Origin of the sequence: Sphingobium cupriresistens LL01, from assembly GCF_001046645.1 — a bacterium.
Lineage (GTDB): Bacteria > Pseudomonadota > Alphaproteobacteria > Sphingomonadales > Sphingomonadaceae > Sphingobium > Sphingobium cupriresistens.
In genome coordinates this window covers 32,785-53,803 of record NZ_KQ130441.1, presented here as the reverse complement: position 1 = coordinate 53,803, position 21,019 = coordinate 32,785, and the positions used below count along the sequence as shown (strand labels likewise).

At 64.0% G+C, this 21,019-nt stretch carries 19 protein-coding genes and 3 pseudogenes; 6 read left to right on the top strand and 16 right to left on the bottom strand.

Annotated elements, in window-relative coordinates; all coding sequences use genetic code 11:
* Positions 1-571 precede the first annotated feature (571 nt).
* From V473_RS21935 to V473_RS21900, 8 genes are read right to left on the bottom strand one after another with little or no spacing between them, the layout of a single operon-like run.
* Positions 572-1,033, bottom strand: a complete 462-nt coding sequence (locus V473_RS21935) for a hypothetical protein (RefSeq protein WP_066609337.1) — start codon at positions 1,031-1,033, stop codon at positions 572-574.
* Between the two features lie 37 nt (positions 1,034-1,070).
* On the bottom strand, positions 1,071-2,732 hold the full coding sequence (locus V473_RS21930; protein WP_013038680.1) for a type IV secretory system conjugative DNA transfer family protein: 1,662 nt from the start codon (positions 2,730-2,732) through the stop codon (positions 1,071-1,073).
* Between the two features lie 6 nt (positions 2,733-2,738).
* Positions 2,739-3,455, bottom strand: coding sequence for an SIMPL domain-containing protein (locus V473_RS21925; protein ID WP_013038679.1), 717 nt, complete (start codon positions 3,453-3,455; stop codon positions 2,739-2,741).
* Positions 3,452-4,387: a HEPN domain-containing protein gene (locus V473_RS21920; protein ID WP_013038678.1), complete on the bottom strand. Its 936-nt coding sequence runs from the start codon at positions 4,385-4,387 to the stop codon at positions 3,452-3,454. Before V473_RS21920 ends, V473_RS21925 begins: the two co-directional genes overlap by 4 nt.
* Positions 4,384-4,668: a hypothetical protein gene (locus V473_RS21915; RefSeq protein ID WP_013038677.1), complete on the bottom strand. Its 285-nt coding sequence runs from the start codon at positions 4,666-4,668 to the stop codon at positions 4,384-4,386. The genes V473_RS21920 and V473_RS21915 overlap by 4 nt, the downstream gene beginning before the upstream one ends.
* On the bottom strand, positions 4,665-4,940 hold the full coding sequence (locus V473_RS21910) for a hypothetical protein (RefSeq protein WP_013038676.1): 276 nt from the start codon (positions 4,938-4,940) through the stop codon (positions 4,665-4,667). The genes V473_RS21915 and V473_RS21910 overlap by 4 nt, the downstream gene beginning before the upstream one ends.
* Positions 4,933-5,169, bottom strand: coding sequence for a conjugal transfer protein TraD (locus V473_RS21905; protein WP_013038675.1), 237 nt, complete (start codon positions 5,167-5,169; stop codon positions 4,933-4,935). Before V473_RS21905 ends, V473_RS21910 begins: the two co-directional genes overlap by 8 nt.
* Before the next feature lie 37 nt (positions 5,170-5,206).
* Positions 5,207-5,512, bottom strand: coding sequence for a conjugal transfer protein TraD (locus tag V473_RS21900; RefSeq protein WP_013038674.1), 306 nt, complete (start codon positions 5,510-5,512; stop codon positions 5,207-5,209).
* A 176-nt stretch (positions 5,513-5,688) separates the two neighbouring features.
* Here V473_RS21900 and traA point away from each other — a divergent pair, with 176 nt between their 5' ends.
* The 3 genes and pseudogenes from traA to V473_RS21885 all read left to right on the top strand — a co-directional run bounded on the left by traA (position 5,689) and on the right by V473_RS21885 (position 9,993).
* Positions 5,689-8,814, top strand: coding sequence for a Ti-type conjugative transfer relaxase TraA (gene traA, locus V473_RS21895; protein WP_013038673.1), 3,126 nt, complete (start codon positions 5,689-5,691; stop codon positions 8,812-8,814).
* A 157-nt stretch (positions 8,815-8,971) separates the two neighbouring features.
* Positions 8,972-9,172, top strand: a pseudogene (locus tag V473_RS21890) (DUF6118 family protein); the annotation flags it as partial.
* A 56-nt stretch (positions 9,173-9,228) separates the two neighbouring features.
* Positions 9,229-9,993 carry an IS6-like element IS6100 family transposase gene (locus V473_RS21885; RefSeq protein ID WP_001389365.1) on the top strand — a complete coding sequence of 255 codons (765 nt, stop codon included), beginning with the start codon at positions 9,229-9,231 and terminating at the stop codon, positions 9,991-9,993.
* Positions 9,994-10,088: 95 nt separating this feature from the next.
* On the opposite strand, the pseudogene V473_RS23270 reads toward V473_RS21885, so the two are convergent.
* From V473_RS23270 to V473_RS21865, 4 genes and pseudogenes are all read right to left on the bottom strand, one after another.
* Positions 10,089-10,484: pseudogene (locus V473_RS23270) on the bottom strand (SDR family NAD(P)-dependent oxidoreductase); the annotation flags it as partial.
* Positions 10,485-10,556: 72 nt separating this feature from the next.
* Complete coding sequence (locus V473_RS21875; RefSeq protein WP_066609336.1) at positions 10,557-11,336, bottom strand: alpha/beta hydrolase; 780 nt, start codon at positions 11,334-11,336, stop codon at positions 10,557-10,559.
* Positions 11,337-11,377: 41 nt separating this feature from the next.
* Positions 11,378-12,142 carry an IS6-like element IS6100 family transposase gene (locus V473_RS21870; protein WP_001389365.1) on the bottom strand — a complete coding sequence of 255 codons (765 nt, stop codon included), beginning with the start codon at positions 12,140-12,142 and terminating at the stop codon, positions 11,378-11,380.
* Positions 12,143-12,202: 60 nt separating this feature from the next.
* Positions 12,203-14,446 (bottom strand): annotated as a pseudogene (locus V473_RS21865) (Tn3 family transposase); the annotation flags it as partial.
* A 173-nt stretch (positions 14,447-14,619) separates the two neighbouring features.
* On the opposite strand from V473_RS21865, the gene V473_RS21855 reads away from it, so the two are divergent.
* Entirely contained in the window at positions 14,620-15,180 is a 561-nt protein-coding gene (locus V473_RS21855; RefSeq protein ID WP_017184234.1) for a recombinase family protein, read from the top strand.
* An 84-nt stretch (positions 15,181-15,264) separates the two neighbouring features.
* On the opposite strand, the gene V473_RS21850 is transcribed toward V473_RS21855, so the two are convergent.
* From V473_RS21850 to V473_RS21835, 4 genes are all read right to left on the bottom strand, one after another.
* On the bottom strand, positions 15,265-16,344 hold the full coding sequence (locus V473_RS21850; protein WP_157784811.1) for a Cj0069 family protein: 1,080 nt from the start codon (positions 16,342-16,344) through the stop codon (positions 15,265-15,267).
* An 88-nt stretch (positions 16,345-16,432) separates the two neighbouring features.
* Positions 16,433-17,164 (bottom strand): superoxide dismutase, encoded by a 732-nt coding sequence (locus tag V473_RS21845; RefSeq protein ID WP_008603800.1) that lies wholly within the window; start codon positions 17,162-17,164, stop codon positions 16,433-16,435.
* A gap of 11 nt (positions 17,165-17,175) precedes the next feature.
* Positions 17,176-18,573, bottom strand: coding sequence for a chromate efflux transporter (chrA, locus tag V473_RS21840; protein ID WP_017184237.1), 1,398 nt, complete (start codon positions 18,571-18,573; stop codon positions 17,176-17,178).
* Between the two features lie 2 nt (positions 18,574-18,575).
* Positions 18,576-19,526: a chromate resistance protein ChrB domain-containing protein gene (locus V473_RS21835; protein ID WP_025160483.1), complete on the bottom strand. Its 951-nt coding sequence runs from the start codon at positions 19,524-19,526 to the stop codon at positions 18,576-18,578.
* Positions 19,527-19,694: 168 nt separating this feature from the next.
* On the opposite strand from V473_RS21835, the gene V473_RS21830 reads away from it, so the two are divergent.
* Together V473_RS21830 and V473_RS21825 are read left to right on the top strand one after the other, a co-directional pair.
* Positions 19,695-20,585: a DUF1259 domain-containing protein gene (locus V473_RS21830; RefSeq protein WP_008603797.1), complete on the top strand. Its 891-nt coding sequence runs from the start codon at positions 19,695-19,697 to the stop codon at positions 20,583-20,585.
* Positions 20,582-20,986 carry a PepSY domain-containing protein gene (locus V473_RS21825; RefSeq protein WP_228165648.1) on the top strand — a complete coding sequence of 135 codons (405 nt, stop codon included), beginning with the start codon at positions 20,582-20,584 and terminating at the stop codon, positions 20,984-20,986. The genes V473_RS21830 and V473_RS21825 overlap by 4 nt, the downstream gene beginning before the upstream one ends.
* Positions 20,987-21,019: the final 33 nt, after the last annotated feature.

Sequence of the window (21,019 nt, the reverse complement as noted above, 5' to 3'; positions counted from 1 at the left end):
GGCACGCTTTTTGTTGGATTAGGGATCGTTTAAACGCTGCGCCCCTGCCGCGACCACAGCGCCAGCGGCACCGTCGCAATTGGCTTTCCAGAAAAGCCAGGCGGATAGGGCAGCGATCAAGCCGAGAGGGCAGGGGAGGCGGAAACGTCGCGGCAGGGGCGATTTCCGGGCCGCTGGGCGTCATTCTGAGCGTTCGGCAGGGTTGGAGAGGTCGAGCGCCCGATGCCGCTCTACGGGCTTCCTAGGCGGCCGATTTTTTGGAAGCTAGATCCTCGCACGATCGCGCGCGACGACACGGAAGTGCGTTTTATGGACGCTAGGGCTGAAAAACGGCAACATCGGGTCCGAGCGGCCGCGATCGGCGCGGCGAGCTTCAAGATTTGTGCGCCAGACAACGATTTCGCGAACCTGGCCCGATCATCGTTGCGGGAGAGGGCGGAATCCTACGCTAAGAACCGGCAGGGGAGGGCGCGGAAAGTCCGCTAAACAACGCCCAGGCCGAACAGACGGCGAACTTGTATATTTGTATACGCCTATACATTCGCGCCCTGTGGCGCGTGGTGCTATCGCTTCAATTCAGGACGGGTTTGTCGTCGGCCGATGGATCAGCGTGGAAAAGGCCCTCCATCGGATTGTCGCGAATATACTCGCCGCCTTCGGCAAATGCCCGGAGAGGATCGTTGCTCTTCATGCGGCCAGCGGTGATTTCGCGTTCGGTCACGCGCAAAAGCACGGCCTTGTCGATCTGCCCGTCAACCAAACTCTCCTGGCGGAGCATGAGATGGTAAGTCGAAAGGTTATCGGCCAGAAAGCCGATGATCTGAGAGCCTGGGGCTTGTGCCTTGGCCAAGCCTTCGGCAGCGATGTTGGTCAACGCAATGTGCATACTTATCAGGCGGACACGGTTAAATTCGTCGCGCTCGACAGCGTGCAGTTCTATCAGCTCATCGACCAATGCTTGTAGGTCACAGCCCGGCTCGCCGATGCTTTTCATGAATCGATCGGCAAATTCCTCAAATCGTTCATTAGGCATGGTCGAAATACCTTGTGTTTGAGACGGTTTAAACGCTCTACACCTTGTCGAACTTCCCCGCGAACTCGCGATCGGCGAAATAGCGTAGCTTGGCGGCGACGATCGGCCGTTGCCCCGCGAGGAACAGGAGCTGCAAATCCTCGCGCAGCGTGCGGACCTCATCGGGCGTGAGCAAGGGGCGGCCGACATGCTGCGATCCGAACGATATGCCGGTCTCTTCCGCGTCGATCGCGCGGCTCATGCTCTCGAACACGACCGTTTCCTGGCCGAGCAGATCGGAGACGAGCTTGGCGCTGTCGTGATCGTTGACGCCGAATATCTGCAAGACGCCGGCGTTCGACAGGAAGGTGCCGGCGCGGCGCTCGTAGAGCGCGCGGAGCTGGTGAACGTCTTGCAGGATCGGCCAGAGCTGGATGCCGTAGCCGGCCATGAGGCCCATAGCGCGCTCGACGGGTTCGAGGCGGCCGAGGGCGGCGAACTCATCGAGCAGGAACAGGACGGAGCGGGCAGGGGAGGCCGGCGCGCGCGCGAGATCGGTCAGCCCTTGCGCGAGCATCAGGCGCAGCCAGCGCGCATAGGTGGCGAGCCGATCGGGCGGCAGCACCAGATAGACGCTGGTAGGCTGCGCCTTCACATCGGCGAACGTGAAATCCGAGTGCCCCAGCACCGCCGTCATGCGCGGGCTGTCGAGAAAATGGGTATGGCGCTGCGCGGCCGACAGCACGCCAGCGGCTTCGCGATCGGACTTGCCGAGGTGGCGATTGGCGGCGCGGGCGGTGAGGCCGCCTTGCGCCTGCATGGCTTCGAGCTGGGCGGCGAAGGCTTGCGGAGCGAGGGTGAGCCGGTCGCGCAGCGTGGCAAGGGTTCGTGTGCCCGCCGGCTCCTGGCAAACGATATGCAGGATCAGGCCGGCGATCAACGCCTTGGCTTCCTCGTTCCAATGCGCCTCGCCCGCTTCGCCGGGGGCGTCATAGACCAGTGCGTCGGCCAGCGTCATGCAGTCGTCGGCGAGATCGAGGCCGGCAGGGTCGATACGATCCAATGGATTGAACGCGGCCCCGACCATGCCCGTTACGCCGAAGGGATCGAGGACATGGACCGGGCCGAAGCGTGCGCGATAGTGGGCGGTGATACGCGCGTTCTCGCCCTTGGGGTCGATGCAGACGACCGGGCCGGGATAGTCGAGCAGGTTGGGGATGATGGTGCCCACGCCCTTGCCGGTGCGCGTCGGCGCGATCGTCAGCAGATGGGCGGGGCCGGCATAGCGCAGCGGCTTGCCCGATTTGCGGTCGCGGCCGATCAGCAGGCCGTCGCCATTTTGGGCGAGGGGGCGCGTCTCGCGATCGGTGGCGAAGCGGGCCGAGCCGTGGGTATCGTCGCCGGCAGGGCCACCATAGCGCAGGATCAGCGGTTGGAAGAGGGCGCGCAGCGTGACCAGGATGATGACGAGGAACGTCAGCATCATGCCGAGCTGGTAGAGATTGGAATCGCGAGCCAGGCCGAGCAGGGAGGCGAGGACGAATTGCATCCCGCCGGCCAGGACGATGCCGACGATCAGGAACAGGATCGCGGTGCGAAACAGATGGCGGATGAGCGCGAGCGGGCTAAGGGTCAGCGCCGTGATCGCCCAAATCGGTTGCTCGCGCGCGAGGCGGGCGAGGTTGCGGATCGCGCGGCCGAGCTGGCGGAACCATTCCATGCCGGATCACTTCGCCGCCAGGGCGAAATCCACCCGCACGGTCACGATGTTCATGTTGGTCCCCGCCATCACCGGGGGCGCTGCCTGTGGCACGACTGTCGGGGGAGCGGCGATGCGGGCCTCCATGTCGGCCATTTGCGGCATATAGCCGCCCTGGCCGCCATCGCTGATCGCCAGCACGCGCGTAACGCGCAGGTTGGCGGCGGCGGCATAGGCATCGGCCTTGGCGCGCGCGGCCTTGTAGGCGGTGCCATAAGCGCCGAGGTTGGCCTTTTCGGGATCGGCGACCGAGAGATTGGGGCCGGAGACGATGTTGGCCCCGGCAGCGGTGACGGCGGCGAGAGCTTCGCTCACCCGTTTGTTGTCGCGGACCCGCACGGCGACGCTGTTGCTGGCCTCATAGCGGCCCTTGTTCGCGCCATAGTCGATCCGGTTGACCGAGAGGTTGCGGGTCTGAATATCCCGCGCCGGAATGTCGAGCCTGGCGAGCGCGGCGGTGATCTTGTTCATGGTTTCCGCGTTGCGGGCGCTGGCGGCCTGCGCGTCGGCGGCGATGCTCGACAGGCCGGCAGTGAACAACGCCTGATCGGGGGTGGCTTCGGCGCGCCCCGTGCCGGTGACGGTCAGCACGGTTTCGTCGCGATCGACACCGCGAGGGTCGGGCGCAGCGGGGGTGCAGGCGGCGAGGCCGAGCAGGGGCGTGAGGAACAGGGCTGGTTTCATGGCAATCCTCCTGGGTCGTTTTTGGTGTCGATCGTGGCGAGATGTTCGGCGCAGATCGCGGCGGCGATCGTGTGGAAATGCCTCACGCGCTCGACGAGCCAGGCCAGTTCGTCGGGGGTGATTTCATAGGCGTGGGAATAGCGGGCCTCGACATAGGCGCGCTGCAACTGTGCGAAATGGCGGCGGGCCGCGCGAGTATCGCGCGGCCATGCTTCGATCAGCCGGGGGTCTAGATTTTCGGCGAGCGAGCGCAGGATGCCGAGACGGTGCGATTTGGGCGCGTAGAGCGTCAGGACGAGCAGCACGGCATTGTAAGCCCGCTCGACGGCCTGGTGCAGCATGAACGCCGCATCGCGCGGCACGCCGTCGGCGATGCTGTCCTGGGCGAGCTTGAGCGCGTGCGCGGCGAGCGGGAACCAATGGTCGCGATGGCGCAGGGCTTCGGCGTGGCGTTCCTGCGCGTCGAGCTGGCGCGGCATGGCGAGGCCCTGTCCCGGCGCTTCGTAGAGGGCAATGCCATCGCGGGCTATGTCGGCAAAGAAGGGACGGCCGCGCGCGAGCTGGTCATTTACGTCCATCAGGGAATGGACGATGAAATTGACCGGCGTTGAGAGATGGCGGGTGACGGTCAGCTCGCGCACCAGATGATCGTCGGCGACCGCCCACCATGTTTGCAGATCGGTGAAGGTCTCGGAGTTGACGACGACGAGAAGGTCATAGTCGGAGATGTAGCCGCTGGCGCGATCCTCGACCCAATCGCCGCGCGCGTAGGAGCCGAACAGGATCAGCTTGAGGATGCGGCCGCCCTTGCGTTTGTCGGAGAGCTTGGTTTTGACGGCATCCTCAAATTCATCGAACAGGACGCGGGCGACCCGTTCCAGTTCGCGGCGCTTGGCGGCGGGAAGATGATCGAGATCGGCCCGCATCGTCATCCGATCGTTGCCGGCGTGATCGCCAGCGCCGGGTCCGCGTCGGGATGATCGAGCAGCTTGAGGACGATCGCGGTGGCGAGGGGAGGGGGGACAGCTTCCGCGCGCAGCATGTCGAACAGGGCGTGTTCGTCGGCGTCGAGGTCCATGCCTTCGATCGCGAGATTGGCGCGGGCTTCGGCATCGCCTTCGCGCCACATCGCGACTTCGGCGGGGGTGCCGCGCACATAATCGAGCGCGCGGACCTGGGCGCGGATCGCCCCGATGTCGAGGGCGCGCGTCACGGTTCCTGTCCTTCGCTTGCCGGCAGCGCGATATGGGTGATGCCCGGAGCGGCGGCGATTTCGTCCACCAGGCTATCGACGGTTTCCATGCGGTGACTGGGCCAGTCGCGCGAGACGGTGACATAGCCGGCATCGGTCTGGACATTGATGGTCGCGGTGGCGGGAAGCAGATCGAGCAGCGAGGCGAGCTTGTCCTGAATGTCGGGGGTGATCCGGTCGATTCCCGGTCCGACCATCAGGAGCTGCCAGGAGAGGCGCGACGTGTCAGTCATGGGCGTTTCCTTCCGCGTTGTCCTGTCCTTCCGCTTCCGCGTCGAAGGCCCGTTTGCCGCGCCGCTTCCAGAGCGCGAGGGCGTTGCCATCGCCTTGCGCGCGGGCGGCCAGATCGAGCATCGCGCCATAGAGCGTTGCTCGATCGTCGTCGGTCAGTTCGACGAGCCCGGCTTTCTGGACGAGGCCGCCCAGCTCTATGAGATGGCGGGTGCGTTCGCGACGCTGCACGACCCATCCTCTCGTATCGGTGCGGCGCTTGGCGGCTTCAACCCTGTGCCTCGCCTGCGCCAGCTTGGTTTCCGCCTTCGCCGTTGCCGCCAGCGCGTCGCCCAGCCTTGCGCCCGCGTCCTTGAAAGAAGGCCGCGCCCCGCGAGCGCCACGCCTCCCTTTCCTCCGCGTCGGCCGATTCCACGGCGGCGAGCAGCGCACCGGCGAGCGTGTCCAGATCGAGCGCATCGGCCCCGGTCCCCGTCACCAGCTCGCCGAGTTGCTGTATCTTCTTCGCCTTGATAGACTTGGCCTTGTCGCTCAGTGCCCGCAATTCGGCGTCATAGTCGCGCGTCTTTCGCATCATTCTCTCCCTCGCGCCCGTCGAACAGAAGCCGCACAGTAGCATGATCGCGCTGGCAGGACAGCGGTTCCGAACAGAAATACGGTGAAGTCAATCACGCGAACGGCAGTGAGTGGTGAGTGCGCGCTTATAGGTCGTTGCCGACCTGCGCTAAGAAAGGTAAGTTTCGTATCGTCATGGCAATCTACCATTTCTCCGCGAAAGTCATTGGCCGATCCAGTGGATCGAGCGCCGTTGCGAGCGCGGCCTATCGTGCGGCGGAGCGGCTGCACGATGACCGACTCGGGCGCGATCATGATTTCTCGAACAAGGCCGGCGTCGTCCATTCGGAAATCATGCTGCCCGAAGGTGCGCCGGAGCGTTTAAACGATCGCGCGACCTTGTGGAACGAGGTGGAGGCCGGCGAGAAGCGCAAGGACGCGCAACTTGCCCGCGAAGTCGAGTTCTCGATTCCGCGCGAGCTGAACCAGCAGCAGGGCGTCCAGCTCGCCCGCGAGTTCGTCGAAAAGCAGTTCGTCGAACGCGGCATGGTGGCCGACCTCAATGTGCATTGGGACATGGGCAAGGACGGCCAGCCCAAGCCGCACGCGCATGTCATGTTGTCGATGCGTGAAATCAGCCCGGACGGCTTCGGCAAGAAGGTAGTCGAGTGGAACAGCACGGCGCTCCTGAAGGAGTGGCGCGAGGCGTGGGCCGACCATGTGAACCAGCGCCTTGCCGAGCTGGATATTGACGCGCGGATCGACCATCGCACGTTGGCGGCGCAGGGGATCGACCTTGAGCCGCAACACAAGATCGGGCCGGCTGCATCGCGGATGCCCGAACAAGGGCTTGAGGCCGAGCGGGTCGAGGACCATGCCCGGATCGCGCGCGAAAATGGCGAGAAGATCATTGCGCGGCCCGAGATCGCGCTGGACGCGATCACGCGCCAGCAGGCGACGTTCACGCGGCGCGACCTGGCGCAGTTCGCGTTCCGGCACAGCGACGGCAAGGATCAGTTCGACCAGGTGATGAGCGCGGTGCGGACCTCGCCCGAGCTGGTGGCGCTGGGGAAGGACGGGCGCGGCGAGGATCGGTTCACGTCGCGCGACATGATCGACACCGAGCAGCGGTTGAGCCAGGCCGGCGATCGGCTTGCGGATCGGGCGGGGCATGGTCTCTCGGCGGCGTCTCAAATGGGGGGGCGAGACACCGCCGAGAGTGGAAGCCTTGCGCTGGGAAGCCAGCAAAAGGACGCCCTGGCGCATATCACCGGCAAGAACGACCTGGCAATCGTCGTCGGCTATGCCGGCACCGGCAAATCGACCATGTTGGGCGTGGCGCGCGACGAATGGGAGCGCGCCGGCTATCAGGTGCGCGGCGCGGCCTTGTCCGGCATCGCGGCCGAGGGGCTTGAGGGCGGTTCCGGCATCCAGTCCCGCACGATCGCGAGCATGGAATATCAGTGGGACCAGGGCCGCGAGCTGCTAGGCCCGCGCGACGTGCTGGTGATCGACGAGGCGGGCATGATCGGCACGCGCCAGATGGAGCGCGTATTGTCCGAGGCCGAAAGGGCCGGCGCGAAGGTGGTCCTTGTCGGCGATCCCGAGCAGTTGCAGGCGATCGAGGCCGGGGCGGCGTTCCGGTCCCTTGCCGAGCGCCACGGCGCGGCCGAGATCAGCGAGGTTCGCCGGCAGCATGAGGACTGGCAGAAGGACGCCACGCGGGCGCTGGCGACGGGCAGGACCGGCGAGGCGATCCATGCCTATGCCGAGCATGGCATGGTCCACGCGGCCGAGACGCGCGAGGCTGCGCGGGCCGAGCTGATCGACACATGGGACGCGCAGCGGCTTGCCGATCCCGAAAAGACGCGGATCATCCTCACCCACACCAATGCCGAGGTTCGTGATTTGAACCAGGCCGCGCGCGATCGGCTGCGCGAAGCCGGCGAGCTGGGGCAGGACGTGCGGATTTCGGCCGAGCGGGGCGCGCGCGAGTTCGCGACCGGCGACCGCATCATGTTCCTGAAAAACGAGCGCGGGCTAGGCGTGAAGAACGGCACGCTGGGGAAGGTCGAGCGCGTGTCGCCCGACAGCATGGCGGTGCGGCTCGATGATGGCCGACAGGTGGCGTTCGACCTCAAGGACTATGCCCATGTCGATCATGGCTATGCCGCGACCATCCACAAATCGCAGGGCGTGACGGTCGATCAGGGGCATGTGCTGGCGACGCCGGGGATGGACCGCCATGCGGCCTATGTGGCGCTGTCGCGGCACCGTGAGGGCGTGCAGCTCCACTATGGCCGCGACGACTTCGCCGACGATCGGCGGCTTGTCCGCACGCTGTCGCGCGAGCGGGCGAAGGATATGGCGTCGGATTATCCCATGTATCGGGACCGCGACGCCGAGGCGCAATCGTTCGCCGATCGGCGCGGTCTGTCGGGCGAGATCCGATTGCCGGATGCGCCCGAGCGCAAGGGTGTGGAGCTTCTTGGCCCGCGTGCTGGCACCATGCGCCAGATGGGCGGAGATCCACGCCCACGCGAGATCGGCGAGGGCCGCGGCGCAGGGGATGCGAAGGCCGCGGCCGAGCGACAGCCGCGGCGCGGCATGTTCGACGGCTTGAAGCTGTCGGCCGAGCCGGCGAAGGCGGCCGAGCCAGCGCAGGGCGCGAAGGAAAAAGCGGCTCCCAAGCGGGGCATGTTCGATGGGCTGAAACTGTCGTCGCGCACGCCGACGCCGGCGAAGGAAGCCCCGGCGCGTGCCGAGCAGGGCCTTACCCATGATTTCCGGCGCGCGGTCGAGCGGGCCTCGCGTTCGGCCGAGGCGGTGTTGCAGGCCCGCGCATCGGGCGGGCCGGTATTGGAGCATCAGAAGGTCGCGCTCGAGCGCGCGACCGAGGCGCTGGACCAGATCAGGGCGGGGGCTTCGCGCGATATGGCATCGGCGTTCCAGCGCGAACCCGGCTTGCTCCATGAGGCGGCGGCGGGGCGCAGCGGCCCGATGATGGATGCGATGGCGCAGGAGGCCAAGGTGCGGGCCGATCCGAACTTGCGCGCCGATCGGTTCGTGGAACGCTGGCAACAGCTCTCCCAGGACCGTGACCGGCTTTATCGCGCCGGCGACATGACGGGCCGCGAGAAGGCGGGCAAGGAAATGGCGGGCATGGCGAAAAGCCTTGAGCGCGATCCCCAGGTGGAATCGATCCTGCGCGGCCGTGAGCGCGAGCTGGGGCTTGAGATGGGCATGGGGCGCGGGCGCGACCTTAGCCACCAGTTGACGCACGAACTTGGGATTGGCCGCGATCGTGGCCTTAGCCGGTAATTGGCCGACCGGAAAAATGGCCTGCCAGTCCCACGACTGGCAGGCCAGTAAGTCTCAAGAGAGTCGCTATTGAGACTTTCGGGTCGCGCGCCGCCTTATCATTTGATTTCGTTGGATGTTGTGAAAAATTGTCAAATATAGACGGACGGAGGCGGCGATGCGGGAAGAGGATGATAGTTTTGGCGACGCTGACGATCCGGCGCTGGCGTTCGCGCGGGTCGAGGATCGGTTGGCGTCGGTGCATGGCGAGGTGGCGTTGCTGCGCGCCGCGATCGAGGGGCTGACCGCCGCGCGCGAGAATATCGAGATTCCCGATTACGAGCCGACGCTGGGGCGCACCGAGCAAGTGCTGGGGCTCTGTTGCAAAAATCGTGAAGCTTGAGCATGCTTGGCGGAGATTGGACGGACGGAACGATGACGGATTTCAAGTGGCGCCATTTCCAGGGTGATGTGATCCTGTGGGCGGTGCGCTGGTATTGTCGCTATCCGATCAGCTATCGCGACCTTGAGGAAATGCTGGCGGAACGCGGCATTTCGGTCGACCATACGACGATCTATCGCTGGGTCCAGTGCTACGCCCCGGAGATGGAGAAGCGGCTGCGCTGGTTCTGGCGGCGTGGCTTTGATCCGAGCTGGCGCCTGGATGAAACCTACGTCAAGGTGCGGGGCAAGTGGACCTACCTGTACCGGGCAGTCGACAAGCGGGGCGACACGATCGATTTCTACCTGTCGCCGACCCGCAGCGCCAAGGCAGCGAAGCGGTTCCTGGGCAAGGCCCTGCGAGGCCTGAAGCACTGGGAAAAGCCTGCCACGCTCAATACCGACAAAGCGCCGAGCTATGGTGCAGCGATCACCGAATTGAAGCGCGAAGGAAAGCTGGACCGGGAGACGGCCCACCGGCAGGTGAAGTATCTCAATAACGTGATCGAGGCCGATCACGGAAAGCTCAAGATACTGATCAAGCCGGTGCGCGGTTTCAAATCGATCCCCACGGCCTATGCCACGATCAAGGGATTCGAAGTCATGCGAGCCCTGCGCAAAGGACAGGCTCGCCCCTGGTGCCTGCAGCCCGGCATCAGGGGCGAGGTGCGCCTTGTGGAGAGAGCTTTTGGCATTGGGCCCTCGGCGCTGACGGAGGCCATGGGCATGCTCAACCACCATTTCGCAGCAGCCGCCTGATCGGCGCAGAGCGACAGCCTACCTCTGACTGCCGCCAATCTTTGCAACAGAGCCATTGAGCTTATGTTGATAATGCTGCCTCGCCCAAGAGGGGCCATGCGGCGGGCAACGGCCTGGCCGACGCGCCAGACGCCGGTCAGGTTGGTATCGAGAACCTGTGCCCAATCTTGTTCCGTCATATCGAGAAAAGGCGCGGTCGCCGCGACGCCGGCATTGTTGACAAGGATCTGGATCGGGCCGAGCTCGTCCTCGATCCGTGCGACGGCCGCATCAACGCTGGCCCGATCGGTAACATCGAGCGCTACGGCAAGTGCTTTGCCGCCTTGGTCGGTAATCGCCTTTGCCGTGTCCGCGACCCGGTCGATGCTGCGCGCCGCGAGGGCGACATGTGCGCCGTTCGCCGCGAGCAGCAGTCCGAAATGGCGCCCAAGACCGCTCGATGCGCCGGTCACCAATGCGATACGGTCCTGGAGAGGATATACTTCGGACATGATCACCGGTCCTGTTTTCCGCAGAGGATATCTCTTTGGCTACCCCGCAGGCGGCCGTGAAAAGCGTTCGCCTTAGCGGAGCGTCTCGTTGAGCCACCTCAGTCCCGCCTCGGCGGCCATCATGCCTCTCGCCTTGTCGGAATAGAGCGTTATGTGGGTCGTGTGCGGCAACACCACAAGTTCCTTGCGGGGGCAAGGAATGGCATTGAACGTATCGATTTCAAGATCCCATAGGGTAATATCGTCCCCTTCGGCAACCACCATCATGACAGGTGTGTTGATGACGCGACCAACAAAGCTGTTCACATTGTAATTTAGGAGCAATTCGACCGATTCGACAGTGCTCTTGTTCTGATAGAGCGGCGCGTCATTTTTCTTGATCTCGTTAAAGACAATTTCCGCTTCCGGCACCGGCCAGCAAGGAATGTCATTGACGTAATCAATGGTGGCGTGCGGCAAATAGAGTTGCTCACCGGGCTTTTCATAACGTAGCGCGCGATCATCGGCGATCAGCTTCAGAAGTTGGCGCCAGCCGTTTACGCCATGGATACGACGCATATTCTCATATCCGTCGATAACGGGAACATGGCTGATGACCGTTTTCACCCGCTCGTCGATCGCTGCAAGGATGATGACATGGCCGCCGGAATAGGAAATGCCCCAGGCCCCGATCTTGTCGGGGTCGACCGCAGGGTGGCGCTCGAGGAAGCTGATGGCGTTCTGATAATCCCGGATCTGCGCCCAGGGATCCAGATGCTGGCGATTGTCGCCGCCACTGACCCCGAGGTTGCGATAGTCGATGATGAGCGCGTTAAAGCCATTTTCAGCGAACTTCTGCGGGCTCTGTTGCAAAGATTGGCGGCAGTCAGAGGTAGGCTGTCGCTCTGCGCCGATCAGGCGGCTGCTGCGAAATGGTGGTTGAGCATGCCCATGGCCTCCGTCAGCGCCGAGGGCCCAATGCCAAAAGCTCTCTCCACAAGGCGCACCTCGCCCCTGATGCCGGGCTGCAGGCACCAGGGGCGAGCCTGTCCTTTGCGCAGGGCTCGCATGACTTCGAATCCCTTGATCGTGGCATAGGCCGTGGGGATCGATTTGAAACCGCGCACCGGCTTGATCAGTATCTTGAGCTTTCCGTGATCGGCCTCGATCACGTTATTGAGATACTTCACCTGCCGGTGGGCCGTCTCCCGGTCCAGCTTTCCTTCGCGCTTCAATTCGGTGATCGCTGCACCATAGCTCGGCGCTTTGTCGGTATTGAGCGTGGCAGGCTTTTCCCAGTGCTTCAGGCCTCGCAGGGCCTTGCCCAGGAACCGCTTCGCTGCCTTGGCGCTGCGGGTCGGCGACAGGTAGAAATCGATCGTGTCGCCCCGCTTGTCGACTGCCCGGTACAGGTAGGTCCACTTGCCCCGCACCTTGACGTAGGTTTCATCCAGGCGCCAGCTCGGATCAAAGCCACGCCGCCAGAACCAGCGCAGCCGCTTCTCCATCTCCGGGGCGTAGCACTGGACCCAGCGATAGATCGTCGTATGGTCGACCGAAATGCCGCGTTCCGCCAGCATTTCCTCAAGGTCGCGATAGCTGATCGGATAGCGACAATACCAGCGCACCGCCCACAGGATCACATCACCCTGGAAATGGCGCCACTTGAAATCCGTCATCGTTCCGTCCGTCCAATCTCCGCCAAGCATGCTCAAGCTTCACGATTTTTGCAACAGAGCCGTGTAATGCTCATGCAGCGGTAGCGCGCCGGCGCCGAGCATCAGGCCATCCAGCACGTAGGGGGCCTCGCCGGCGGTGGCCGACATGATCCGCGATCCGAACGAGGCAAAATGATCGGACAGGTGGGAGTAGATCTTCAGGCCCGGCTCGCTGCCATATTTCGCATTGATGTCGGCCGCCGCCGATCGGTTGCGGCCCGAGCGGAAGAACTGCCCATCGGAGGATGAACTAGTGCCGGCTCCCCAATGGCGCGTGAAAGGAAGATCATGGTGCGCGGCAACGATCATCCCCAACGCGGCCTGATAGTTTTCGGGCGACAAATACCAGTTGTGGGTCCAGGCAAGCTGGGCGTAGCTCACCCCGTCGCTGGCGTTGGCCATGCGCTCTAGACCCAGATTCGATCCATCAGCGAGAATGGCGGCGAGGATCGCGTGCGGGTTGTCATGCTCCTTGCCGGACCGAAGATCGCGAAATGCGCTCAGGAACCCGGTGCGCTCGGCCACCTCGACCAGGAGTTCGGTGATCCGCACGCGCGGAAGCAAGGCGTCGAGCCTGCGATCGAGAGCCTCCGCCTCGGGTGGAGTGATCGCCGGCATGGGTTGCAGCTTGAGCCGGTCGCGTTCGAGCGCCACGCCCGCGAGCCTGTTCGCCTTGAGTTGCTTGGCGAAACGGCGCAGCCGCCAGTCGAGCGTCCTTGCCCGCTCCTCCAGATAGGCGGCCGCATCGGTCTGGAATGGCAGGCTGTCGGCCACCTTATCGGCATCGCGTCGACTCAGCAAATAGGTGTCGAAGCGGCGATAATTGCGGGTTCCTTCGACCCATATGTCGCCGGCGCGCAACCGATCGCGCAGCGTGGCCATGATGGCCGTCTCGTATCGCCGGCGATCGACCTGGCCACCTTCGGTGATGAGGCGCTTCCACTGCCGGTTGGCGAATGGGAGCGGAACGCCCTCGGGCAGGCTGCGGGCCTTGCGGGCATTGGTATCGCGGATGACCTCGATGGCCTTGACCAGTTGCGATCCGCTCCCCGATGCCTTGAACGTGAATGTATCGAGGAAAGCCGGGCTGAACCGCCGCAGCGTCGCATAGCGACCAGTCGCCGCGACAAGCGCATCTTCGCCCGCCAGCTCGGCCAGCGCATCGACCTGCGATTTGGCTGCGACCAGTCTGTGCCAGCCTACCGCTTCGTCGATCAGTTCGAGCGGATTACCGCCATGTTCGACCGCCTCTCCCAGCGCGGCGATCGTCGCGCCGAACAGCCGCATAAGTTCGCCGACCGAGCGGATGCTGTCCTGATAGCGCCTTTCCCGCCCGCGCCGCGCCCGTGTGAACAGGCTTCCGACAAGCCTGTCGAACATCTGGATCGCACCATCGGCGAGCCTGGCATCGAGGTCGATGACCGCCGCGATCAGCGTCGCGCGGCGCCTGTTAAGGCTATAATCGGAGAGCAGGAACGCCGGCGCAACGCCACCTTCGCGCATGAACTGCGCGAACCGGAAGTCGGGGATTTTCGCGCCGATCGCCGGGTCGATGCCGATTCCGCGCACATAGCGTAGCCGTTCCAGCAGCCCGTTGATGTTCGCCGTGGTGGGCGCTTCCTCGAAATTGCGCAGCCAGGCCAGCGGCGTCATGCCGAAGTCGCTGTTGTTGACGATCAGATCATCGATCCGCGCCAGTTCGGCATGACCCAGGCTTTCGACAATGAGCGCCGCCGCGGCTTTGCGGGCGCGTGCCCTGCCGGCGAGGCCCGCACGTTCGAGCGTGTCTGCCGATGGAAGAATGAAGCGTTCCTGCTTCAGCCCCTCCATCAATGCGCGGACAATAGGTTCGCCCCGATCGGTCCGCTCCGCAGCTCTTGCGGCGAGATCGAGCGCGAGCGGTATATCCCCTCGCCGAAAAGGGTGTAGCCCCAGATGCCGTGCCGCAATGTCGGCATGATCGTTACGTGTTTGCGCGCGCTGGCCATAGTCGGCGAACGCATCAACATCGACGAAGAGCTGGGCGGCGAGATAGTGAAGGACCGCATCGGGGACGTCGACGTCGGGCTGCAAACCGAAGCCGGGATGCCGCATAAGCGCGATCTGCGTTGCCAGACCGAGGCGGTTGGCAGGGCGATAGCGGCGACCGACCAGTTCGAGATCCTCGGCGGCAAGGGTATAGTGGCCGACGATCGCGGTTTCGTCATGGGGGATATCGAACAGGCGACGCCTTTCTTCTCCGGTCAATAATCGCCGCCGCGCCATCCTGCCTCCATCCCGAGTCGAGAGCGACAGGCTAGCGTCAATCTGGAGTATAGCCTAACCGGACGTCAGGATGCAGCGGCGGTTTCTGTCAGGATAGGGTTATGGCAAGCATTTATTGACGCATGTTCCGCCGTGTCATAGAATTCAACCTGACATTTTGACCGGAGGCGGCGATGAAAGGCCAGAGGATCGGTTACGTCCGGGTGAGCACATTCGATCAGAATGTCGATCGCCAGTTGGACGGGCAGTCGCTCGACCGGATTTTCACCGACAAGGCATCGGGCAAGGACATCAACCGCCCCGAACTCGATGCCATGCTCGCCTTCGCCCGCGAGGGTGACACCGTCGTGGTCCACAGCATGGATCGATTGGCGCGTAATCTCGACGATCTGCGCAAACTGGTTCAGTCCCTCACCAAAAGAGGCGTCCGGATCGAGTTCGTGAAGGAAAGCCTGGCCTTCTCGGGCGAGGATTCCCCGATGGCCAACCTGATGCTCTCGGTCATGGGTGCGTTCGCCGAATTCGAGCGCGCCCTGATCCGGGAGCGGCAGCGCGAAGGCATTGCGGTCGCTAGACAACGCGGTGCTTATCGCGGGCGGAAACGTTCCCTCTCCGACGAAATGGTCGCCGAGCTGCACCGCCGTGTTGATGACGGCGAGCGCAAGGCCGTCATCGCCCGTGACCTGGGGATCAGTCGCGAAACCCTCTACCAGTATCTCCGCGCTGCCACCTGAGCCGGTTTCACCCAGCCTCGCTCACCCTTAGGCTTGTCTGATTGATACGACCAATGTCACGTCTCTTGAATTGCTTGAATCATATCAATGAGGATTGGAGGTCTCCTTCGTCAAACGAATGGCAAGAGCGCGACCGATTGCCGCTGCGGCGACTGGCTGGACGGCGCTTGGCGGAAATGGTGCAACCGAACTAGCATTGATCTCGCAAAGCGCATAGGAGCCATCGCTGATGGCTTCACCAGGGCGAAATAGGAAGTCGGCGTCCCAAAGAAGCGGAAGATCGTGGTCGGCGATCGACAGCAACCTTTGCATCTCTGGAATCCAGCGATCCTCCATCGCTTTCCGTAAGGCTGCGAAGCGCGTCACCTCCGGTCCGAACATGGCGCGGCCCATCGGCTGTGGGGTTGACGACGTTGTATCAATGGCCGTTGGCGTCATCAGCGCAGTGATCAGGTTGTGCCCAAAGCCAACCACTCGGTGCCCGCACACGTAGCAGCGGACCATGCCCTCGGACGACTGCGGCTGATAAGCCTGATCGATCAGCACGCCGCCGTCGTTTAGAAACGGCACCCACCTTTCCAAGCACTCGGCTAGGCTGATGCGCTCCGATTTGCTTCCTTGGCGGGCCTCTTGAACTTTCACCGACGTTTTCAAAGCCGGAGCGTTTCCCGCTTCGTCTAGTTGGACACGCCATACATTCCTGCCGCCGTTGCCGTAGTTCGGCTTCAGCACGCGCGGGCCTGCGGCAAGATGTTCGGGGAAACGAGCGCGAAGGCCTTCAGCGTCCACGTATCGATCGACATCGCTGCCCCATTCCATGGATCGCGTTGTGTAGAGCACTTCCTTGACGCCGATTTTGGCGATCACGTCAGGATGCGCGCTGACGACAACGCCGCACCCCGCGACTTCGCGCAGCATTGGATCGAGCTGCGAGCGGTCGCCTGAAATGTCCAACGGATTCACCCAGACCAGCACTGCGTCGCACGACAGCAGCTCGTCCCGAATCTCGCGAACCGCCTCGTCCCTGTACAGTACAGGCCTTGCGGTCGCCCCGAGCGCCCGCAAGGCCTGCATTATCGGCCACTGCCGGGCTTCATGAAAGCGATGCGTCCACTCGGCTGCTTGCCCACGCCAAAGAAGAGCGATGTTCGGGCCGGATGTCATTGTTGCATCTCCCCATCGGACCTGTCCCCTTTGTGGTCGCGAACTCAGGTGTCGCGCAGCAGTGGGTGTTAAGCCACGGCGGTCGGGTTCAGCCGCCGCCGCGCAAAGCCGCGGCATAGCGCCGGTCGACCACTTCCCAGTCGATGTTGCGGAAGAAGGCGTCGACATATTTGGCGGCGGCGGTGCCGTAATCCATGTGGAAACTGTGCTCGTACATATCGAGCGCGAGCAGCGGCACGCCGGCAATCGCACCGTGCATATGATCCCACGCCCAATGGTTGTGCAGCGAGCGCGTGTGGAGATTGTAGACGAGCACGCACCAGCCCGATCCGCCGGCAAGGCTCATCCCGGTACGGCGGAAGTCGGCTTCCCAGCGGTCGAACGAGCCGAACGCCGCGCCCAGCGCGTCGCGGATGGAACCGGCTGCCTGGCCGTTGCCGCCGAGCCCGTCGAAATAGACCTCATGGAGCACGACCGAGCCGGTGCGGTGCAGCTCCTCGCGCTTCAATCCGCCATAGACCACCGGCGGCAGGTCCGTGTCAGCGAGCGCGGCGGCAAGTCGTGTCTCGATCATATTCAGGGCCTTGACCGAGCCCGCATAATTGTTCTCGTGGTGCGATGTGATCAGCCTTTCGGAGAGGCCGTGAAGCCTGGCGGGATTGAACCTGAGCGGCTTGACCTGATGATTTCCGGCAAAGGCGGGGACAGCCGCCGGCGCTGCGGCCGGCGTCTGCGCAGAGGCTTCGTTGATAGTCATGGCGGCGGCTCCGATGCCAAGAGTTGCGATTGCACTGCGTCGGGAAAGATGGTCGATCGTCACGCGTCACTCCTTCAGATGATCATTACATATGCGGCCCCGAGGACCGAGCAGACGCCGAGCACCGGCAGCATGCCGGCCTTGAACCGGAACATGGCGAGTATCGCACCCACCGCGAGCGCCAGCGCCGGCCAGTTGACGGACGTTAGGACTGGGAGATCGATGGTGCCGGCTGCGAACGGCACTTCGCGGACTTGCTCGAACAGAGTGTGGATACCAAACCAGACCGCCAGATTGAGGATCACGCCGACCACTGCGGCGGTGATCGCCGAAAGCGCGGCCGACAATGCGCGGTTGCCGCGCAGCCGCTCGATGAATGGCGCGCCGGCGAAGATCCACAGGAAGCATGGCAGGAAGGTAACCCAGGTGGTGAGGATTGCGCCGAAGGTCGCGGCGACGAGCGGCGGCAGCCCGGTCGCTTCGCGGAAGGCCGCGAGGAAGCCGACGAACTGCGTCACCATGATCAGCGGCCCGGGCGTGGTCTCGGCCATGCCGAGCCCGTCGAGCATCTCGCCGGGCTGGAGCCAGCCATAGGTCTCGACTGCCTCCTGCGCGACATAGGCGAGCACCGCATAGGCGCCGCCGAAGGTCACCACCGCCATCTGGCTGAAGAAGGTGGCGATGCGGCTGAACACGTCGTCGGGGCCGAACGCGAACAGCAGCGCTGCGACCGGCCCGAGCCAGAGCAGCAGCAGGACGCCGGAGATGCGCAGCGACCAAGAGAGGTTCGGCCGGGCATGGTCGGGAAGGCCCTCGCCAAGAGCGGTGTCGCGGTCGTGGATTATCTCAGCGCCGGCGGGACCATGTCCGCCGCCGCCCTTGAATGCGGCGTAACCAGCGCGGCCACTGAAGAAGCCGATCAGCGCGGCGGCAAGCACGATCAGCGGGAAGGGCACGTCGAGCACGAAGATCGCGACGAACGCCAGCGCGGCAAAACCGCGCATGACGTTGTTCTTCAAGGCACGCGAACCCACCCGGACCACCGCCTGTAGCACCACCGCCAGCACGGCGGCCTTCAATCCGAAGAACAATCCCTCGACCAGCGGCACTTCGCCGAGCAGCACATAGACATAGCTGAGCCCTAAAATCGCGAGGAAGCCGGGCAGCACGAATAGCGCGCCCGCGACCAGGCCGCCCTTGGTCTTATGGAGCAACCAGCCAATATAGACAGCTAGCTGTTGCGCTTCAGGGCCGGGCAGCAGCATGCAATAGTTGAGCGCGTGGAGGAACCGCTCCTCGCCGATCCAGCGCTTCTCCTCGACCAGGATGCGATGCATCACCGCTATCTGGCCCGCCGGTCCGCCGAAGCTGAGCAGCGCGACCCTGATCCAGACGCGCACCGCCTCGCCAAAGCTGATGCCGTGCTCGTGCAGCGTCTCGACTGCGATTTCAGCGCGTGCGCTGGCCTCCATCTTTAGTCCTCTTTTCGCCGGGTGAAGTGAGCATAGAATCCGTCGAGCGCGGTCGATCCGCGCGCGATCCGCTCCTCGTCGTCGTCGGTGCCGGCACAGATGCCGGCGATAAGCGCGCTCACTCCCGGAGTTTCCGGGCGCTCGAACCGAGCATCGGCAATATCAAGGTCGTGAACAATTTCGCCGAGCGCCCGCAGCGCGGGGTCGGTCTCGAGACCGGTGAGGAACACCAAGGTCTCGAAGGAGCAGCGGTCGCCTTCGTGGGTGAACTCAGCGTCCGCCATGTCGAACCTCAGTTCGTCAGGCTCCGGCACATATCCTTTGCCCTCGACGAACTTGAAGCTCGCCTCGGGGTCGATGAAGCGGCGAATGAGCCAGGCGGACGCGATGCGATCGACATGGACATGGCGGCGCGTCACCCAAACGCGGCGCTTTAGCTCCGCCGGGGTCAGCTCGGGCGCACCGGGGCCGCTCACATCGGGATGTTGGTGAGAGCGGCGGTCCGCCTCGGTGATGGCGGCCTGTGCCGCCTGCCGACCATGCGCACCGAAAAAGTCGATCGCGGCGACCTCGTTCAGGCGTTTGCGCAGGCGGCCCACATCCGCCGCCGCGACATACTCGCCCTCACACAGCGCGCGCGCCTCGCGTGCCAACTCCTCATAGTCGGCGTCACGCGCAGCGTCGAACACTCCGCGCAGCTCCGCATCGCCCATGCCGCCGACAAGGCGCGCTTCGAGGATCAGCGCCTCGCCGCCATTTTCGGTGATCTCGCGATGCAGTTCTTCGAACAGCGCGCGCGTGTCCTCGCGATTGGGGAGCGCATGGACGGCGTTCTTGAGCGGCGCGGCCCCGATCGCCTGCAAACGCCGCCAGACCTTCACCCGCAAATAGGCAGGCTTAGCCGGAAGCTGCGGGATCAGGAGCAACCAAGGGGAAGCTTGTGTGTTTGTCATAGTTGTATCGTCACTAGCCTACAAGTGTAAGGGTTGCATCACAAGCCTCATGAGCATAGGACTGCTTATCCCGAAGAAAGAAACCGGAGCGTAATGTCGCGGCTCGCCGGCGGCGCGCTCGCATGACGTGAGGCTTTCCGTGTCGAGTGCGCTGATGAAGGATCAATTATGCTGAAAAAGACCATCGCCTTGGGATTCGCCAGCCTCCTGCTGGCAAGCCCGGCTTGGGCAGCGCCGGACTGGTCGGCTGTCGACCGGGCGATAGGACGAGCGGGGGCCGAACAGCCGGGGGGCGTTCACCGCTACAGCTTCCCGCGTTCGGACCTGAGCGTCACGCTGGATGGGGTGACGATCAAGCCCTCCCTCGCGCTCGGCTCTTGGGCGGCGTTTCAGCCGATGGGCGACGAGGCGATGGTGATGGGCGATCTCGTGCTGACCCACGACGAGGTGAACCCCGTTTTGAGCCGCCTGCTCGCAAGCGGTTTTACGATCACCGCGCTCCACAATCACCTGCTCCGCTCTTCGCCTGCGACCATGTACATGCACATTGCCGGCCACGGCGACCCGGTGAAGCTCGCGGCCGCGCTCCGGCAAGCGCTATCAGCCAGTCGGACCCCGCTCGCCGCGCCGCAATCGCCTTCGGCCAGCGCAGCCGCATCGCGGCTCGACCTCGATGTGGCCGCGCTCAACCGGTTGATGGGCGGTGAGGGCAAGACGGCCGGTGGCATCCTCCAATACAGCTTTCCGCGCGCCGAGCGGCTGATGGACGGCGATATGGAGACTCCGCCGACGATGGGCACGGCGACCGCGATCAACTTTCAGCCAACCGGGGACGGCCGAGCCGCCATCACCGGCGATTTCGTACTTGTCGCAAACGAGGTCGATCCGGTCCTGCGCGTGCTGCGGACGAACGGGATCGAGGTCACGGCGCTGCATAATCATATGCTAAACGACGAGCCGCGGCTGTTCTTCATGCACTTCTGGGCCAACGACGACGCAGCCAAGCTCGCCCGTGGGCTGCGCGCGGCGCTCGACAGGATGAACAATCAGAGGAGTTGAACTCGGACGACGGCTCATTGGGCCGTAACCGCCGCCCGCCCGACCCCACGGCCCTTATGCAGGAAGTGGAATGGAACATGGCTAGCAAACGAACTCTCACTGTTGTCGCAGGCGTGGGCGCGGCCGCGCTGGCGATCGCGGGCGTGGCGATCGCGCAAAACCACGAGGCGAACGAAAACCGGATAATCGGCAAGCACAGCGAACGAGACATCCCGCTTGCTCAGGTGCCCGAGGCCGCGATGAACGCGGCACGCGCGCAACTCGCGTCAATAAGCAAAGCGGAGCAAGTCACCCGAAAGGCGGACGGAAGCACGCTCTATGAAATCAAGGGCAAGAACAGCGACGGAAAGACGATCGAACTGTTCGTCACGCCCGAAGGCCAGGTGCTCGGCCGCGAATGATGGATCAGCACGGGGCGCCGGCCGTCGAGGGCC